Source organism: Sulfurimonas sp. (assembly GCF_032250635.1).
Classification (GTDB): domain Bacteria; phylum Campylobacterota; class Campylobacteria; order Campylobacterales; family Sulfurimonadaceae; genus Sulfurimonas.
Genome location: NZ_JAVVFL010000023.1, coordinates 1 through 16,372, shown reverse-complemented (window position 1 = coordinate 16,372; position 16,372 = coordinate 1). Strand labels below are relative to the sequence as shown.

Here is a 16,372-nt window from a genome sequence, read left to right as displayed (position 1 = left end):
CTGTCTAAATTTTGTTGCAGTAATCGAGTTTACCCTATACCCAACGGAGATAATCATATCAAGATTATAATGCTCTAAATTTCTTTCAACCGTTCTATTTCCTTCTTTTTGAACTGTCAAGAAAAACTTGACAGTTGAATTTTTATTTAGTTCTTCATCTTTAAAAATACGATTGATATGTAAACTAATATTTTGTTTTGTGACTTCAAAAAGCTCAGCTATCTGCTTTTGTGTAAGCCAAAGAGTGTCTTCTGTAACCGAGACATTAAGCTCCAATTCTCCATCGTTATATATAACCATATCTGATTTATTTAACTTGTTCATTGTTTCGGCAATGCACTTTGTTTTATCATCTTTTTTTCATCGGATTTTACTTTTCGCTCTAGCTTTTTCAAATCATCAGCAGGCGGTAACTCTTCGGGCTTGATGCCTCGTTCAGTTAGTAGCCCTCTTACACTTTCATTGTTTTGTATATGTTCGCTGGTTATGGAATTTTCACCATAAAGATTTTTTTGTTTGACATTGTGGTTTGTAATTTCAGTTGCCAGATTTTTGGCAGTAATGGTAATCGTAGGCAAAAAATCTGCCAATGGGCGACCGTTTGGCACAGCTAATTTGTCTTTCATATTTTGTGTCGTGTTACCGCCAAAAAGTGCCGTATCACCTTTGGAACGGATACGACCAAACCCGCTCTCATCCACTCCTCTTTCATAAATATTTTTTGAAAGTTCTGTTTCTGATTCTTTGAGTTTTGCTCTTGCTTGAAGTCTATCTTCCAATTCTAACCTTTGTTCCACCAGTTCTTGTTTGCGTGTTTGTATAGCAAAATAGGTCTGAGCGAAAGCAATCTGCTCTTTTTTACTGTCGCCGTTTTGAGCTATAAGATAACAAGCGTATCGGGTGAGGATAATATCTTCTATTGGTCTTTGTGCGTTCGAACCTATAGAGACCATTTTCGTGACTTCACGAAAATGGTCTGTTATTTCTATACCTGAAGTCGCACAAGCTATTTTTGCTTTTTCTATAATATTGACGAAGTTTTCCCATCGTTCATACCCCAATACTTTTTGCAAATCTCTTGCATACCAGTATTCTATAGTGCTATCTTCAAGTGTATTGGATAGCTGATTAAACTCAGTTTGAAGTGTTGTTATAAGTTGCTTGTTCATTGTCCAGAGTTCCAAGTGTTAATTTTGTACATCATACTAAAATAATTTATTTTCATTGAAAAGTATGTCATTTTGAAATATTTTTATTTTTAACATCACACTATTTGATTATATACCCACAAGCTTTTAATTCTTTTATGAGTTCAATTTTCCATCCACCGCTCAAATCTATTTGAGTATAAACAACACCGCTTATATCGCTTGGAGTTTCAACTTCTCCTTTTACCAATGCACACACATTTCCTCGTCCAATTGTTGCCATCAAATAACCATGTTCAAAGACAACATTTTGTCTAGCTCTATTTTTTGCAGGAATATTTGTTTCTTTTGCTCCACGACCTTTATCGCACGGCGTATATAAAATAACAGCAAAATTAACTTCACTAGAATAGTGTTCTATCTTTTCAATAATAGTCATGCTTCTACTTGCTTGTTCATGCAAAATGATTGTTTCCAATCCAATACTTTCAATAAATCTAGCAACTTCTTGTTTTGTTTCATTATCATGACCATGGACTATAAAGACTTTAGTTTTTTCTTTATTCATGATTGCGCCTTGAATAGTTGATGTTTTAACTTCCGACACTTGATTTATAGTTTCGTCAATCGGAGAGAATGTTTTAAATTCTATTTGATTAAGAATCATAGCAAACTCACTCCAAATAAATTCTCTTCGTTCCTGATAAGAACCAAATTTTCCTTTAATTAAATTCCAAAACTGATTTGTATCTCTACAAGTTTTAATCCAACTTGGAAGCAATTTTTGAAAATCACTATTTTTTAATACTTTTTGTCTTACATAATCATAATATTCAAAATTTCCACCCGTTGCACGACTTATTAAGCCACTTTCCAAATATTTTATTAATTCATAATCACCTAAACTATTGATAGTTTCTATTTCATCATTAAAACTCATACTTTCTTCCCCCTCTTTCCCCCTCATCTCTTCATACATTTTAAAGTAGTAATCTCAATGCAGATGATAAAGTTTTTTTCGTTCGCTTGATCCTGCTATGTTTAACTGTTTTCTGTACTTGGCGATAGTGCGTCTTACCATCTGGACTTTAAATTTCTCTTGGATAAGCTCTAAGAGTTTCATGTCACTTAGAGGTTTTTTTCTATTTTCCTGCTTTACAAGATTTACTACAAACTCTTTTATGGCAGCGTTTGAGACATCTTCGTCTATGGCTGTTGTAAAGAACTCTTTCATGGCAAAAACGCCTCTGTTGCAGGCTATGTACTTGTTTGCTATGGCTCTTGAGATGGTTGAGGGGTTGTGTCCGAACTCATCTGCCAAAGTTTTAAGAGTTAGCGGCATAATCGCTCCGCCTGTAAAGAACTCATACTGATACTCGACTATCATAAGTCCTACTTTGTAGAGTGTCGCTTTTCTCATGTCGAGGGCATCAACCAGACTTTTTGCCTCTTTGATTTTTTGCGAGATAAACTCATGTTCGACCCCGTAGTTTGTGTCTATGTGGATTGTAGGGTAGTAGGCATCGTTGAGTTTTACCTCTATCTGCTCTTCGTCATCAAAATATATCATCAAATCAGGAACTACATGTGCGGACTCCTCCTGATACTCAATGGCGGGGGGATTTTTAAAACTCCCAAGCACTCGCATGACCTCGGCAAAATTTTTCTCATCAGAGTAGGCATATATATTTTGTATATCTTCTATCACTTTTACCGCCAACAGGTATGCCTCATCGCTTACATCGGAGCTATCAAGCTGAAACAAAAATGATTCTGAGAGATTTTTGGCGGCTATGCCCACAGGCTCCACATGTGCAAAACGCAGACGGATTTTTTCAAACTCCGCTATGTCAATGGCACTGTTTTTGCAAAACTCTTCGCTATCGCCTTCATAATATCCGTTTTCATCAAGGTTTGCGACCACAAAAGAGGCTATTTTTTGGGAGAGCGGAGTGGGGAAAAGCGGGGCTTCTAGCTGCTCATCCAATATATCATAGAGAGAACGGCTCTGAATGGTTAAAGCCTCAATCTGTTCAGTTCTTGAGTTGCTTACAGAGCCGCTTATGATTTTTTTTGGGATTTTTTTCTCAAAGCTCTCTTCATATCCGCTTGAGACTTCCACAACAGGGTTTGACTCGACAAATGGCGCCATCGCTTCGCCCAAATCACTGAGACTTGAGTGTAGAATAGGAAGCCAATTGCGTAGCGTATTTGAGAGTTTATGCTTGTTCTCTACACCATGTGTCTGTCTTAGGGCCGCCATATTTTTTAAGCTCTTAAAGCTTAAACTCCTCGCCTAGATAATGCTTGCGTACATCCGCATTTTGTCCTATTTCAGCGCTTGTTCCGCTAGCCAGCAGTGAACCTGATTTTATAACGTAGGCTCTATCGCAAACATCCAAAGTCTCACGCACGTTATGGTCGGTAATAAGCACGCCTATTCCATACGATGCAAGCTGTCTTATAACCGTCTGAATATCCATTACGGCTATGGGGTCAACACCCGCAAAAGGCTCATCAAGAAGCAGAAACTTCGGCGAATTTACCAAAGCTCTTGCAATCTCAACACGGCGTCTCTCCCCGCCGCTAAGGCTTATGCCCTTGCGATAGCGAATCGGCTCAATGTTAAACATGTCCAGAAGCTCCAGTATTCTCTCTTCTTGCGCTTTTTTATCTTTTATCTTTACCTCTGCGGCTATAAGGAGATTGTCTTCCACGCTTAAATCTTTAAATATAGAAGCTTCTTGGGGAAGGTAGCCTATCCCTTTTAAAGCTCTTAGGTGCAGAGGCATGCCCGAGAGGTTTTCCTCATCAAAAAAGACCTCTCCTCCGCTTGATTCAACAAGTCCGCAAATCATGTAAAAGGTTGTCGTTTTTCCTGCTCCGTTTGGTCCCAAAAGTCCTACCACTTCGCCGCTCTTCACCTCAAGGCTCATCCCTTTTACTATCTCTAAATCTTTTATCTTTTTCTTTAACTCTACTGCTTTTAATGTGTGCATATTCTGTACTCTCTTTTATCATCAGAAATTTTTTCTATATCTATCGTCATATTTTTTATCTCAGCCGAATTTAGTATCTCAGCCAACTCATCATCACCCCACTCCACAAAATGAAGCCCATCCTTCTCAAGCTCTTCAAGCATTCCCAAAGAGATAAAGTGACCGAGACCTTTGTTGTACATGTCGTAGTGAAAAATCCTATCTCCGTAGCAGTGCTGAAGAGAAAAGGTAGGCGATGTCACTTCGTCATCTATTCCCAAACACTTCACCGCTCTTTTTACGAAAGTTGTTTTTCCAGCTGCCAAATCTCCGCGCAAAATAACCACGCCGCTACTGAAATTTTTAACAACATCCTCAACTAAAGTGTCAAGCTCTTCTAATGAAAGTAGATATTTTTTCATAGTTTGTTTGATATTTCAATGATTTGTCTGAGTTTTTCTTTGGTTTTTGATGTCTGTATGGCTTCTCGTGCCATCTCCAAACCATCTTGAATATCGCGCGCCAAACCATCAACCATAAGAGCCGAAGCCGCATTTATAAGCACTATATCTCTCTGCGCATCCGTTGCCTTAGAATCAAAAATATTGTACAAAATATGAGCGTTGGCTTTTGCATCTCCGCCGACTATTGCACTAAGTGGAACTCTTTTTATGCCATGCTCTTGCGGGTCGATTATAAACTCGCTAATCTTGCCATCCTTTAGGCGTGACGCGTAAGTTATATCACTAATGCTTATCTCATCCATCCCCTCTTGCGAACTTACCACCAAGGTTGAAGTCGCACCGTTCATCCTCAACGCCTCTGCTATTTTTGGAACAAAAGATTTATGAAACACCCCCAAAAGAGACTTTTTTGTTCCCGCGGGATTGGTAAGCGGACCCAAGATATTGAAAATTGTCTTCTCGGGAATAGTTTTTCTAACAGGCATTATAAACTTCATGGCAGGGTGATGATTTTGCGCAAACATAAATGTAAAACCGCTCTCCTCAAGAAGTCTCGCACTCTGATATATGTCCAAGTCAAGGCGTACTCCAAGCTCTTCAAACATATCCGCACTTCCAGATTTTGAAGTAACCGAACGGCTTCCATGTTTTGCAACCATACTCCCGCATGATGCGCACAAAATCGCTACTGTCGAAGAGATATTGAAACTTCCTATCTTGTCTCCGCCCGTTCCTACTATATCGATAACCTTTGAGCGCAAATCCTCAGATATCGGAAGTTCAACTGCAAAAGAGCGCATTACCTCCGCAGCAGCGGCGATGGTTTGAAACCCAGTGTTTTCATCAAGTTTTACGCCCAAGAGAAGCTCTCTCATCTGCTTATCGCTCATCTCATGTTTAAAGAGTGACGTAAATAGTTTTTTCGCCTCTTCGTAGCTCATAAAATCTCCTCTATATACTCTTCTTGAAGGCTTTTTGGCGTTGATTTTGTCTGTGGAATCTGCAAAATCTTGTACTTTTTCACAGAGTTTAGATAGTTTATGGTTATAACATCTCCAACTGCAATATTTTTGCTTGCCTTTGCCACAACACCGTTTATCAGCACGACTCCGTTTGCTATCATATCTTGAGAAACGGAGCGTCTTTTTGTAATATTTACCGAATTTAAAAATTTATCTATTCTCATAAAAACACCATCTGCATATTTTTTGTATATTGTAGAGAAATAAAACTGAAATAGATGTAAGAGTTGGAACATTTTTTGCATAACACTCATTCAACTTCTATTTATGTTGCAAATCTGCTTTTTTCTTCTGTATAATAACCCCATGCAAATAGATAAAGAAAAAATAATTAAAAACGCTATCATAATCGTATTGTCACTTATTGTTATTTTACTCCTCGTTTTAGGGGTTTTAAACTCGGAGTTTACAAAACTGAAAAAATACGATGTTGATGGCAAATCCCCAAGAGATAGTGCTTACAACCGCACAATACTCTCAAGCCTAAGCAATAGCATGAAGGTCTCAATCAGCAGCGATAATAGAGCAAATCTGGGTGACTTTGTATTTAATATCTCAGGAGATAAAAAACTTATTGCAAATATCTCTATAAAGTATAAACCCATAAAAGATGAGAGTTCATGGTTTAGCAACAATGATGAGATCAAGCAGGAGATTCTCAAAAAAGGGGTGATTTTAAGAGACGCAACAATAGATACAATGCTCGGGTACTCCACCGCCAACGCAAACAACGAGAAGATGAGAGAGAAGTTAAAAGAGACCCTAAATAAAAATCTCTCTTCTTGTGAAGTTGAAGAGGTCTATTTTAATGAGTTTATAATTCAATAATCTTTTAAGGGCACACTAAAAACCCTCATATAAAACAAAAAATATACATAGTATTTAAAATTATGTTATATTAATGTTTATATTTCTAAGGATTTGAATGTGTTTAAAATAGACCTAAATAAGAAACTATTCAAAATAATAGCCATACTTATTATCTTTTCAAATGTTGTGTTAACGCTTTATTTGTACAATAATGTCAAGAGCTTTATTGAGACAAGAGCATACCACAGAGCTGAAACTTTAAACAACTATTTCTCATCTATGAGATATGTATATCATAAACAATTTATCAAGAGTGGTCTTAGCATCGACGACGCTACTCTTGGTCTTTTACCTGCACATGCATCTTCACTTATAAGCGATAGGTTTTCAGAGCTATCAAACAATGATATATCTATTAGGAATGTCACAAACAGACCCAGAAATCCTGCAAACAGAGCCGATACTTTTGAAGAAGAGGCGATAGAGTATTTTAAAGAGAACCCCTCTGCCGATATGCACATGACAAAAATCTCCAAAAATAACAGAACATATTTCAGCTATACCTATCCGCTTAAAATTGAGTCATACTGCTTAAAATGTCACGGTACAAAAAAAGAAGCTATGCCCTCAATTAGAGATAGGTACGATAACGGCTATGATTATAAAGTCGGGGATGTTAGAGGCGTTACAAGCATAAAGATACCTATTGACCTGATCTCAGAACAAACAATGTATATTTTCTATAAAACAATGGCTATGCTTTGGTTTAGCATACTTTTTCTTTTAACTATCATACACTTTGCCATAATAGCACTTACTAAAAAAGATATGCAACAAAAAACTATGCTTAAAAAAGAGGTGCAGACAAAAACATCCTATCTAAAAAAACAGCAAAATGAATTACAGCACCTGTTTGGTGTTTTAAAAACAGTAAAAGATTTTAATCAGATTCTAATAAATGCCAAAAATGTTGATGAACTTATAAAAAACACCACTTTGTCGATGCACTCCAATACCTCCTTTGCAAACGTAAAAATATCACTCTGCGAAGATGGAGAGCTTGTTATGAAAAGCTCTGTAGGCATCATTAAAGAGCTAGAAATCACCCAAGTAGAGAAAGATGTGTTTGAGAACAATCGCTATATTTTTCTAAAAAACTTTGATGATACTCTGCATGAAGAGTGCATCGAGAAGGTAAAAAAATACGGAATTTCTGAGATATACTCGCTTCCTCTTAGAAAAAATCATAATACACAAGAAGCACTTGGAACAATTACTATATACTCCAAAGAGGAGAGAGGTCTCAGCAAACAAGAAAGAGATATGATAGATGAGCTAGCCGGTGATATCGGCTTTGCTATAAACTCTTTTTACCAAAAAGAAGCGATAAATAAACTCTCTTTTTATGACCCGCTAACAAATCTTCCAAATCGGGCTCTTTTTGAAAAGCACATCATGCAGGCTCTTGAAAACAGCTATAAAAATATGAAATACGGCGCACTCATATATATGGACATAGACAACTTTAAAAGCGTAAACGACCTGATGGGTCAAGATGAAGGCAATACCGTCCTAAAAGAGACTGCCAACAGATTTGCTATGAAGCTTAAAGATGTCTCTATGCTCTCAAGGTTCGGAAGCGACAAATTTTTAATTTTGGTTGAGAATCTCTCAAGCAAACAAGAGAGTGCAGCCGTTGCTGCAGAAGAGCTTGCAAAAGAGATTTTAGAGATTACAAAAGAGCCGTTTGTTCTTAAGGATAAAACTTTTTATCTCACTTGCAGTATTGGCATAGCACTCTTCTTTGATGACGTTGAAACTGCCGATTTGCTTTTAAACCAATCAGAATATGCTATGCGTACGGCAAAAAAAGATGGAAAAAACATTATAAGATTTTATGACAGCTCCCTTCAGGAGATAACAAAATCCAGGTCCTTGCTAATCCAAAATATTAAAGAAGCGCTAAAGAAAAATCAGTTCTTTGTTCTTTATCAAAAACAGTTTGACAAAGATGCAAAGCCAGTCGGTGTTGAAGCGCTTATTAGATGGCAGCATCCAACCATCGGTGTAGTGTCTCCCATAGAGTTTATTCCGCTTGCAGAAGAGTCCGGAGTCATTAAGGAGATAGGACGTTTTGTTCTTGAGAATGCTACAGATGAGCTTATCTCTTGGGCTAAGGATGAGAGAAAAAAAGAGTGGAGAGTATCCGTAAACGTCAGTCCGATTCAATTTAAGGATGCAGGCTTTGTAGATGAGATAAAAGAGTTGATAAACACAAAGATGATAGATCCAAATAAACTAAGACTTGAACTAACCGAAGGCGTACTTATAAACGACCAAAATAGCGCAATGAAAAAAATCGAAGAGTTAAACGCTTTTGGCATATCGTTGTCTATTGATGATTTTGGAACGGGATACTCTAGTTTGGGTTATCTTAAACATCTAAAAATTGATGAGCTAAAAATAGATCAATCATTTGTTTTGGGTCTTTTTAACAACAACTCTGACAAAACAATAGTCAAAACGATAATTTTAATGGGCAAAGAGTTTAACTTTGAAGTAATAGCCGAAGGGGTAGAGACTAAAGAGCAGTTTGAACTTTTAAAAGAGATGGGATGCGATTTTTTCCAAGGCTACTATCTTGCAAAGCCTTCTAAAGCAGAAGAACTTTAACTTAAAAAGAGTGCCGACTAAGCTGAGCTTATTTGGCACTCAAGCAGTTAAAATTGCGGCTGAAGAAACGGGATAATCTGCTTTTTACGGCTTAAAACGCCGTCTAACCATACTTGGTTATTTTGAAGTTTTATACCGAATGCCTTTTCAACTTTGCTTGCATCATCGCTGAGAACAAGAAGCTGTGAGCCCTCTTTCATAATGTCGGTTAAAAGAATCATGATTGTATGCAACCCATCCTCTTGCTTCATAAGTTTCATATCTGTAAACAGCTCATCGATTCTACTCTCAAGAACGGAGATATCAACCATTTCTAGCTGCCCTATTCCTACTTTGGTACCGTTCATATCAAAAGCTTTGTAGTCTCTTGTATTTAAATTTCTGGCACTCGCACCTTCAACTGCGGATTTTGCTATAAACATCTCCATGGCAAGAGCTTTATAATCCTCTATGTGACAAATCTCCGCCAACTCTTTTACCGCTTTTGTGTCGACTTTTGTACATGTAGGGGATTTAAAGATTACCGTATCGCTCAAAATTGCGCACATCATCATCCCTGCTATATCTTTTGGAATCTCAACTCCGTGATAGTCATACATCTCTTTTATGACCGTGTTTGAGCATCCAATAGGGCGAATCCAGCACTCAAGAGGAGTATCTGTTGTAATATCGCCAAGTTTATGATGATCGACTATGCCCAGTATAGTTGCCTCTTTTATATCGTGTGGAGCCTGTGCTAGGTCTGAAAAATCTACAAGATAGACCTTCTCACCCGCATAAGAGGTTTTAAGTTCAGGCGCTTGTGCTCCAAATTTATTAAGTATAAACTCTGTCTCAGGAGATATCTCGCCTTGACGCGTAGCAATACAATCCTCTCCGAGCTTATTTTTTAAATAGGCAAGAGATATTGCCCCTACTATTGAGTCTGAATCTGGATTAGTATGACCAAAAATATATGTTGACATCTATGCAACCTTTAAAATTTTTTATAATTATACTAAATTTTTGTGTTATAAAATTTACAGAGCTGCTTTATTGCAATAATGATATAATTTTGGGATGAATGAAGTTATAAATAGCGTAAATGCCGACATATTTTTTTACCACACTTTAGTAGCCTCCGGAGCTCTTTTAATCATTGTAGTTCTTATCCATATGCTCTACAACAGACGTACGCCAAACAGCATAACCGCTTGGATTCTCTCCATCATTCTCATCCCATACATATCAATACTTTTATACTTTATCATCGGTTCAAGAAAGAGAGAACAGCGATATAAAAAAGATACTCTTCCTCTTAAAAATAGAACTACAGACGATAATATACAAAACAGTATCGACAAAATGTTGAGAAATTACGGTATTGCTGACGCTGCTAAAAACAGCGAACTAAAGCTCTTTTTTGATGCAACCCAAACCTACAACGAACTTCTATCATATATAAAGAGTGCAAAAAAATCAATCTTCATAAGCGCATATATTTTTAAGTATGACAAGGTTACTAAAGAGATTTTAAACGCTCTTGTTAAAAAAGCAAAAGAGGGGTTGGAGGTAAAAATCCTTATAGACTCTTTGGGCTCACTTCCCCTTTACCTCTTTCGTTACAGACTAAAAAAACTTATACAAAGCGGCGCAAAAGTGGAGTTTTTTATGCCTGTTTTTGAGATGCCATTTAGAAACTACATAAACCTCAGAAACCATAGAAAAATCTACATTTTTGATAATGAGAGAGTTTTAAGCGGAGGAGCAAATCTCTCAAAAGAGTATCTTGGTGCAAAAAACGACAAAAGCAGATGGCAAGATATCATGTTTCTAATCCGTGGTCAATCCGTAGAGCACTATTTTGAGGTATTTGCCTCAGACTGGCTATATGCTTCGGGAGAAGAGCTAGAGTATCCGCAAGAAGGTATAAAAAGTGAGGGCGAAATATATCTGCAAGTTGTTCCATCGGGTCCCGACATGGACAAAGATGTTCTTTATGAAGTTCTCTTATCTGCGATATATAGCGCAAAAGAGAAAATCTACATCATCACCCCTTACTTTATCCCAAACGATGCACTTATTCAAGCGCTTATAATTGCTCACCACAAAGGGATAAACATCAAGCTCATCACCCCAAGAGAAGCAAATCACACTATTGTAAACCTTGTTAGAAGCTCTTACATGAGAGAGCTTGAAGAGGCGGGGATAAAAATATATCTTTATGATGGCGCGATGCTTCACGCAAAAGCTATAATCTTTGATGATGAGAGCCTTGTTTTAGGAAGCGTAAACTTTGACAACAGAAGCCTCTTTTTAAACTATGAAGTCGCTACGTTTGTCTACTCTAAAAAGGTTATCAATGAGGTAGAACTTTGGGCGCAAAAGCTTATTGAAAACTCTTCGTTTGGAACAAAAAATGTCTCTGCGCCAAAGAGAGTTTTTGAGAATCTTATGCGAATACTCGCACCGCAGCTCTAGGATTTAACCATGTTTATACCCAAGAGTTTTGTAAAATCGTTAAAACATCAAGAGGAGAGCCTAGGAGGAGAGTTCAGTCTTCTTTGCTGGAATGTGGCAAAACTGACACTTGAGCGCTCCTACAAAGAGTTTATAGAGTCGCTTATACAAAGCCATAATTTTGACCTGCTTCTGCTTCAAGAGGTTAAAAAAAGCCTCTCTCTTGAGCTGGATATTTACGACTACTCATATATATTGTCTCCAAATATAGAGACTAAAAAGCATGTTTTTGGGGTTATGAGCGCCTTTAAATCATCCTGTGAAGATGAGTTTACTCTCCTTAGCAAAAAGCGCGAACTGAGATATGCTACACATAAGGTTTCGCTTATTACGCATCATAAGATCACAGATGATGAAGTGCTTCTTGTAGTCAACCTGCATGCTATAAACTTTGTGCATAACAGCCACTTTAAAAATGAGCTCGACTACCTCTATGACTCCATCAGCCACCATAAAGGAGCGATGATAGTAGCGGGTGACTTCAATACATGGAATATAAAAAGAGTGAGATTTATGGAAGAGTTTACACAAAATCTCTCTCTCAAAAAAGTTGAGTTTAGCGATGAAAAACATCTCAAAAAAATTTTTACAAACTCAATAGACTATATCTTTTACAGAGACTTAAATGTTACCTACTCTGAAGTGATTAATAGCAAAAAAATCTCCGACCACAACCCTATAATCGCAAAATTCTCTACTCTATAAACTCCACAACCTCTCCAAAGGGCAGTCTTAACTGCGAAGACTGCTCTTCTGCTCTGTATCCAAAAGGAAGTATCAAAGAGAGTTGATATTTATTAGTATCAAGTTCTAAAACCCTCTCTACATCCTCTTTATCAAACCCCTCAATCGGGCAGCTATCAATTCCAAGTGTTGCCGCACACGTCATCATATTTGCCGCGGCAATATATGTCTGTCTAGCAGTCCAGCAAAGTATATTTTCATCGTTGCTTAGAGTTTTGCTTAAATGCGCTGCGTATTTATCCATATAAAAATCAAGCATCTCCTGCGGCATCTCTCTTCTTGAGAATCTCTTCTTAACGACTCCATTCTCTGGCTTTACACTATCTATAGCGGCAAGTATCACAACCAGATGTGAGCAGGTTGTGATTTGAGGCTGATTCCAGCAGTGAGGTCTAATACTAGCTTTTAGCTCCTCGTTTGTAATGACCAGAAACTTCCACGGTTCCATGCCAAAAGACGAGGGGGATTTACGCCCCGCTTCTAGTATCTCTCTTATCTCTTTGTCGGAAATTTTTTCATTTTCGTCAAAAAGTTTGCACGCATGTCTAAAATCCATCGCCTCTTTAAATGTTTTACTCATAACGTCTCCTCATAATTTTGTCTTGAAATCTCTATTTAAACAAAAGATTATATACTTCCAAAATTAACAACTACAATCAAAAGAAACAATTTTATGGAAAACTTTGCACTTATTTTTAGCGCTATTTTTATTGGGTACATTTTAAGCAAATCAGACTCTTTTTCAAAAGAAACGCCGCTTATTTTAAATCAATTTATTCTCTATATCTCAGCCCCCGCACTTATTCTGCTTAAAATTCCACAACTCAGTTTTTCCATTGATACACTCATCCCTGTTTTCATTGCATGGAGTGTCATGAGTATCAGCGCTATAGCTATTTTTTACCTATCAAAACTCTTTTCATTCACAAAAGAGGTAACAGGCTCTTTGATGCTTGTGGCAGTTTTAGGCAACACCTCTTACCTTGGTATTCCTATGGTAAGTGCCTATTTCGGGGAAGATGCACTCGGATATGTCGTAATGTACGACCAGCTTGGTTCTTTTATAGCGCTCTCTACCTATGGAACTTTTATCTCTGTTTATTATTCAAGCACAAAAGATGTAGATATACGCGCACTTTTTTTAAAGATACTCTCTTTCCCGCCATTCATAGCTCTTGTTGTTGCACTTTTTTTTATGGGAACATCTTTTCATCCAGTTATACAAAGCGTACTTTCCTCGCTCGCCAGCACGATTGTCCCTTTGGCACTCGTAGCTGTGGGTCTTCAACTTCGTTTTAGGCTACCAAAAGAGGATATGAAACCATTTAGTATTGCCCTTGGAGTAAAGCTTATTTTTGCTCCGCTTGTTGCTATTTTCATCTGCGCTCTTTTTGGATGGGAATCAGAGGCGGCTCTTGTATCCATAATGGAGTCATCCATGGCACCTATGATAACAGCAGCAGCCGTCGCCTCTATGGCGGGTCTTGCTCCGCGCCTTAGCTCTGCCATCGTCGGATACGGAATCCTCTTATCGTTTGCAACAACGTGGATTTTCTATCATCTAATTACATAAAGGAAGAAAAATGGAGTGTTATTGCGGCAGCAAAAAAGAGTTTAACGGGTGTTGCGAGCCATTTTTAAAGGGCAACTCAAAACCGCTCACGCCCGAAGAGCTTATGCGAAGCAGATATAGCGCTTATGTTCTTGGCAATGTTGAATACATCATAAATACGACCGCTAAAGAGAACAGGCACTCAGAGGACGCAGCGCTGATAGAGGAGTTTTCAAAAGCTGTTTCGTGGCTGAAGCTTGATGTGTTGCAAGCAAAAGAGAGTGTGGTTGAGTTTAAAGCCTACTATAGAGATAGCGAAGGAATAAAAGTGCAGCATGAGAAGAGCAACTTTGTTTATGAAGATGACATGTGGCTCTACAAGGACGGAAAACACTTTAACTCCAAGATAGAGCGCAATGAACCATGCCCATGCGGGAGCGGTAAAAAATATAAAAAATGCTGTGAAAAACAGACTACTCTTTAAGACTGTTTTTTAAAATGCTCTTTATCATATTTTTAAAAATAAAGTAGTGCATAGGTATGAGCGCATACCAATAGATTCTGCCCCATATCCCTTTTGGGTAGAAGTACGCCGACTGAATAAGTTTGTCCCCGTCTAGTTTAAACTCCAGCCATGCATGACCGGGAATTTTCATCTGTGCGTAGAGAAGAAGTCTCTCATTCTCCTCTATATCCTCGACTCTCCAAAAATCAAGACACTCGCCAAGTCTCAAATCGCAGCTGTCGCGCCTGCCGCGGTTTAACCCTACTCCGCCTAATGCTTTGTCGACAATACCTCGAATCTCCCAAAGAAAATCATAATCAAACCAGCCGTTTTCTCCTCCGATTGACTTAATGGCTTTAAAAACCTTCTCTTTGTCGTAAGCAGTGATATCCGCCTCTTTTCTATCGACAAAAATAGCGTCATTTATCTCTTTGAAACGCTTTTGATCCCAAGATGAGCCGTCTGCATCGCTCCATCTGCTTATTACCTGATTTTGCTCTATCTCTAAGACCGCTTTTTTTACGGCATCGATATAACTCATGGGAGTAATGTTGGCAAAATATTTTTCTGCATTCTCATTTTGAATGGTTACTTCAGATTTAAGTCCTTCTATAAGCGCTTTTGCTACGCTAAAGGGAACCGGTGTAAAAAGATTTAACCAGTAAGAGGAGAGAGTGATGCTCATAAAAGGAACGGCAAAAAGGTATCTTTTTAGTCCAAGTGCCTCTGCGGTTTCAAGCATCATCTCTTTATACATCATCTTTTTCGCGCCTATATCTACCACTAAATTTTTATCATACTCAAGATACAAAGATGAGAGAAGGTAGCTAACAACATCGTCCACAGCGATTGGCTGCGCATAGGTATCTACCCATTTAGGGGTAATCATAACGGGCAATTTCTCAACAAGATTTCTTATGATTTCAAAACTGGCACTTCCTGAACCTATTATGACTCCCGCACGCACCCAAATAGTCTGGACACTATTTGAGGAACTGAGTATCTCTCCTGTCTCTATTCTGCTTAGTAGGTGTTTGCTTGTATCGCTGTTCTTTACTCCAAGACCGCCGAGATAGATGACTCTTTTGACGCCACACTCCTCTGCCGCATCTATAAAATTTTGAGCCGAGAGTTTGTCTAAATCTTTATAGTTCTCTTTGCTTAGCGAATGGATAAGGTAGTAAGCGGTATCTACCCCTTGCAACGCTCTTTTGAGAGACTCTTTGTCAAATGTATCACCCTCTACAATCTCTATATTTTTATTCTTATCTTCTGAAAAACTATTTTTATTTCTAACAAAAACTCTAAGTTCTACATTTTTTTGATTTTTAAGAATATTTTTCAACCGTCTGCCAATATAACCGTTCGCACCTGTGAGTAAAACTTTCATGATCATCTCCGCTATTTACCTGTAAAGAGTATTTTCAAGCCCATTGACAATATTAATCAATCTCTTAAATAAAACTTGCTACCATCCTATTATACATAAAATAGAGGACAACTCTTGACGCAGCAAAATTTTAAAAAATATTTTATTATCTATTTTATAATTTTTGGGATTTTGATCTCCCTGTTTGGGGCTCTTAGCAACTATATAATCCGTATGAATGATATAGAAAAAACTATAGATACTAAAGCGCAAGATACATTTGAGATAAAAACTCAAACCGTACTAAAACCTACGATTGAAAATATGGATGACATTGTAAGATCTTTAAGAGAAAATGAGCTTGTAAAAGATTTTATTCTCACAAAGAGTGTAGATAAGCAAAAAAGACTTGAGGAACTCTTTGCTGCCTTGATGGGCATTGAAAACAGAATAATGCAGACGAGGATTATCGATAAAGACGGCAAAGAGCTTCTCAGGGTCGATAGAAAAAATAAAAAGAGCAAACCATTTGTCGTAGAGAGCTCAAAGCTTCAGGACAAAAGCAATAGAGACTACTTTCAAACACTCTCTAAACTACGCCAAGATAG

17 protein-coding genes and 1 pseudogene are annotated in these 16,372 nt (G+C 37.7%); 7 read left to right on the top strand and 11 right to left on the bottom strand.

Features of this window, described 5'->3' with window-relative positions; all coding sequences use genetic code 11:
- The 8 genes from rhuM to RQ763_RS02620 all read right to left on the bottom strand — a co-directional run.
- A partial coding sequence (rhuM, locus tag RQ763_RS02655) for a RhuM family protein (protein ID WP_314150998.1) occupies positions 1–324 on the bottom strand: 324 nt, incomplete at its 3' end.
- Entirely contained in the window at positions 321–1,169 is an 849-nt protein-coding gene (dinD, locus tag RQ763_RS02650; protein ID WP_314150997.1) for a DNA damage-inducible protein D, read from the bottom strand. The genes dinD and rhuM, both read right to left, overlap by 4 nt.
- Before the next feature lie 100 nt (positions 1,170–1,269).
- Positions 1,270–2,127, bottom strand: a complete 858-nt coding sequence (locus RQ763_RS02645) for a nucleotide-binding protein (protein ID WP_314150995.1) — start codon at positions 2,125–2,127, stop codon at positions 1,270–1,272.
- Positions 2,128–2,142: 15 nt separating this feature from the next.
- The gene (locus RQ763_RS02640; RefSeq protein WP_314150994.1) at positions 2,143–3,411 is read right to left on the bottom strand and encodes an RNA polymerase factor sigma-54; all 1,269 of its coding nucleotides are present in this window, start codon (positions 3,409–3,411) and stop codon (positions 2,143–2,145) included.
- 13 nt (positions 3,412–3,424) lie between these two features.
- Positions 3,425–4,147: an LPS export ABC transporter ATP-binding protein gene (gene lptB / locus RQ763_RS02635; RefSeq protein ID WP_314150992.1), complete on the bottom strand. Its 723-nt coding sequence runs from the start codon at positions 4,145–4,147 to the stop codon at positions 3,425–3,427.
- The gene (gene tsaE, locus RQ763_RS02630; protein ID WP_314150991.1) at positions 4,135–4,548 is read right to left on the bottom strand and encodes a tRNA (adenosine(37)-N6)-threonylcarbamoyltransferase complex ATPase subunit type 1 TsaE; all 414 of its coding nucleotides are present in this window, start codon (positions 4,546–4,548) and stop codon (positions 4,135–4,137) included. The genes lptB and tsaE overlap by 13 nt, the downstream gene beginning before the upstream one ends.
- A complete protein-coding gene (gene trpD / locus RQ763_RS02625) occupies positions 4,545–5,531 on the bottom strand; it encodes an anthranilate phosphoribosyltransferase (protein WP_314150990.1) in 987 nt (328 codons plus the stop codon). The genes tsaE and trpD overlap by 4 nt, the downstream gene beginning before the upstream one ends.
- On the bottom strand, positions 5,528–5,776 hold the full coding sequence (locus RQ763_RS02620) for an RNA-binding S4 domain-containing protein (protein WP_314150989.1): 249 nt from the start codon (positions 5,774–5,776) through the stop codon (positions 5,528–5,530). The genes trpD and RQ763_RS02620 overlap by 4 nt, the downstream gene beginning before the upstream one ends.
- Positions 5,777–5,918: 142 nt before the next feature.
- Here RQ763_RS02620 and fliL point away from each other — a divergent pair, with 142 nt between their 5' ends.
- Both fliL and RQ763_RS02610 read left to right on the top strand, forming a co-directional pair.
- Positions 5,919–6,440 carry a flagellar basal body-associated protein FliL gene (gene fliL, locus RQ763_RS02615; protein WP_314150988.1) on the top strand — a complete coding sequence of 174 codons (522 nt, stop codon included), beginning with the start codon at positions 5,919–5,921 and terminating at the stop codon, positions 6,438–6,440.
- A gap of 99 nt (positions 6,441–6,539) precedes the next feature.
- Positions 6,540–9,095, top strand: coding sequence for an EAL domain-containing protein (locus RQ763_RS02610; RefSeq protein WP_314150987.1), 2,556 nt, complete (start codon positions 6,540–6,542; stop codon positions 9,093–9,095).
- Between the two features lie 47 nt (positions 9,096–9,142).
- Here the strand turns inward: RQ763_RS02610 and RQ763_RS02605 are convergent, their stop codons facing one another.
- Positions 9,143–10,060, bottom strand: coding sequence for a manganese-dependent inorganic pyrophosphatase (locus tag RQ763_RS02605; protein WP_314150985.1), 918 nt, complete (start codon positions 10,058–10,060; stop codon positions 9,143–9,145).
- Between the two features lie 94 nt (positions 10,061–10,154).
- On the opposite strand from RQ763_RS02605, the gene cls reads away from it, so the two are divergent.
- Both cls and RQ763_RS02595 read left to right on the top strand, forming a co-directional pair.
- Entirely contained in the window at positions 10,155–11,555 is a 1,401-nt protein-coding gene (gene cls, locus RQ763_RS02600; RefSeq protein ID WP_314150984.1) for a cardiolipin synthase, read from the top strand.
- Positions 11,556–11,564: 9 nt separating this feature from the next.
- The gene (locus tag RQ763_RS02595) at positions 11,565–12,299 is read left to right on the top strand and encodes an endonuclease/exonuclease/phosphatase family protein (RefSeq protein WP_314150983.1); all 735 of its coding nucleotides are present in this window, start codon (positions 11,565–11,567) and stop codon (positions 12,297–12,299) included.
- Here RQ763_RS02595 and RQ763_RS02590 read toward each other — a convergent pair.
- Positions 12,289–12,918, bottom strand: a complete 630-nt coding sequence (locus RQ763_RS02590) for an NAD(P)H-dependent oxidoreductase (protein ID WP_314150981.1) — start codon at positions 12,916–12,918, stop codon at positions 12,289–12,291. The two genes, RQ763_RS02595 and RQ763_RS02590, sit on opposite strands and share 11 nt — an antisense overlap.
- A 93-nt stretch (positions 12,919–13,011) precedes the next feature.
- Here RQ763_RS02590 and RQ763_RS02585 point away from each other — a divergent pair, with 93 nt between their 5' ends.
- Together RQ763_RS02585 and RQ763_RS02580 are read left to right on the top strand one after the other, a co-directional pair.
- The gene (locus tag RQ763_RS02585) at positions 13,012–13,911 is read left to right on the top strand and encodes an AEC family transporter (protein WP_314150979.1); all 900 of its coding nucleotides are present in this window, start codon (positions 13,012–13,014) and stop codon (positions 13,909–13,911) included.
- 10 nt (positions 13,912–13,921) lie between these two features.
- Complete coding sequence (locus RQ763_RS02580; RefSeq protein WP_314150977.1) at positions 13,922–14,374, top strand: YchJ family protein; 453 nt, start codon at positions 13,922–13,924, stop codon at positions 14,372–14,374.
- Here RQ763_RS02580 and RQ763_RS02575 read toward each other — a convergent pair.
- Positions 14,364–15,785 (bottom strand): SDR family oxidoreductase, encoded by a 1,422-nt coding sequence (locus tag RQ763_RS02575; protein ID WP_314150976.1) that lies wholly within the window; start codon positions 15,783–15,785, stop codon positions 14,364–14,366. The genes RQ763_RS02580 and RQ763_RS02575 overlap by 11 nt on opposite strands.
- 114 nt (positions 15,786–15,899) lie before the next feature.
- Between RQ763_RS02575 and RQ763_RS02570 the strand changes: the two are divergent.
- Positions 15,900–16,372, top strand: a pseudogene (locus RQ763_RS02570) (GGDEF domain-containing protein); the annotation flags it as partial.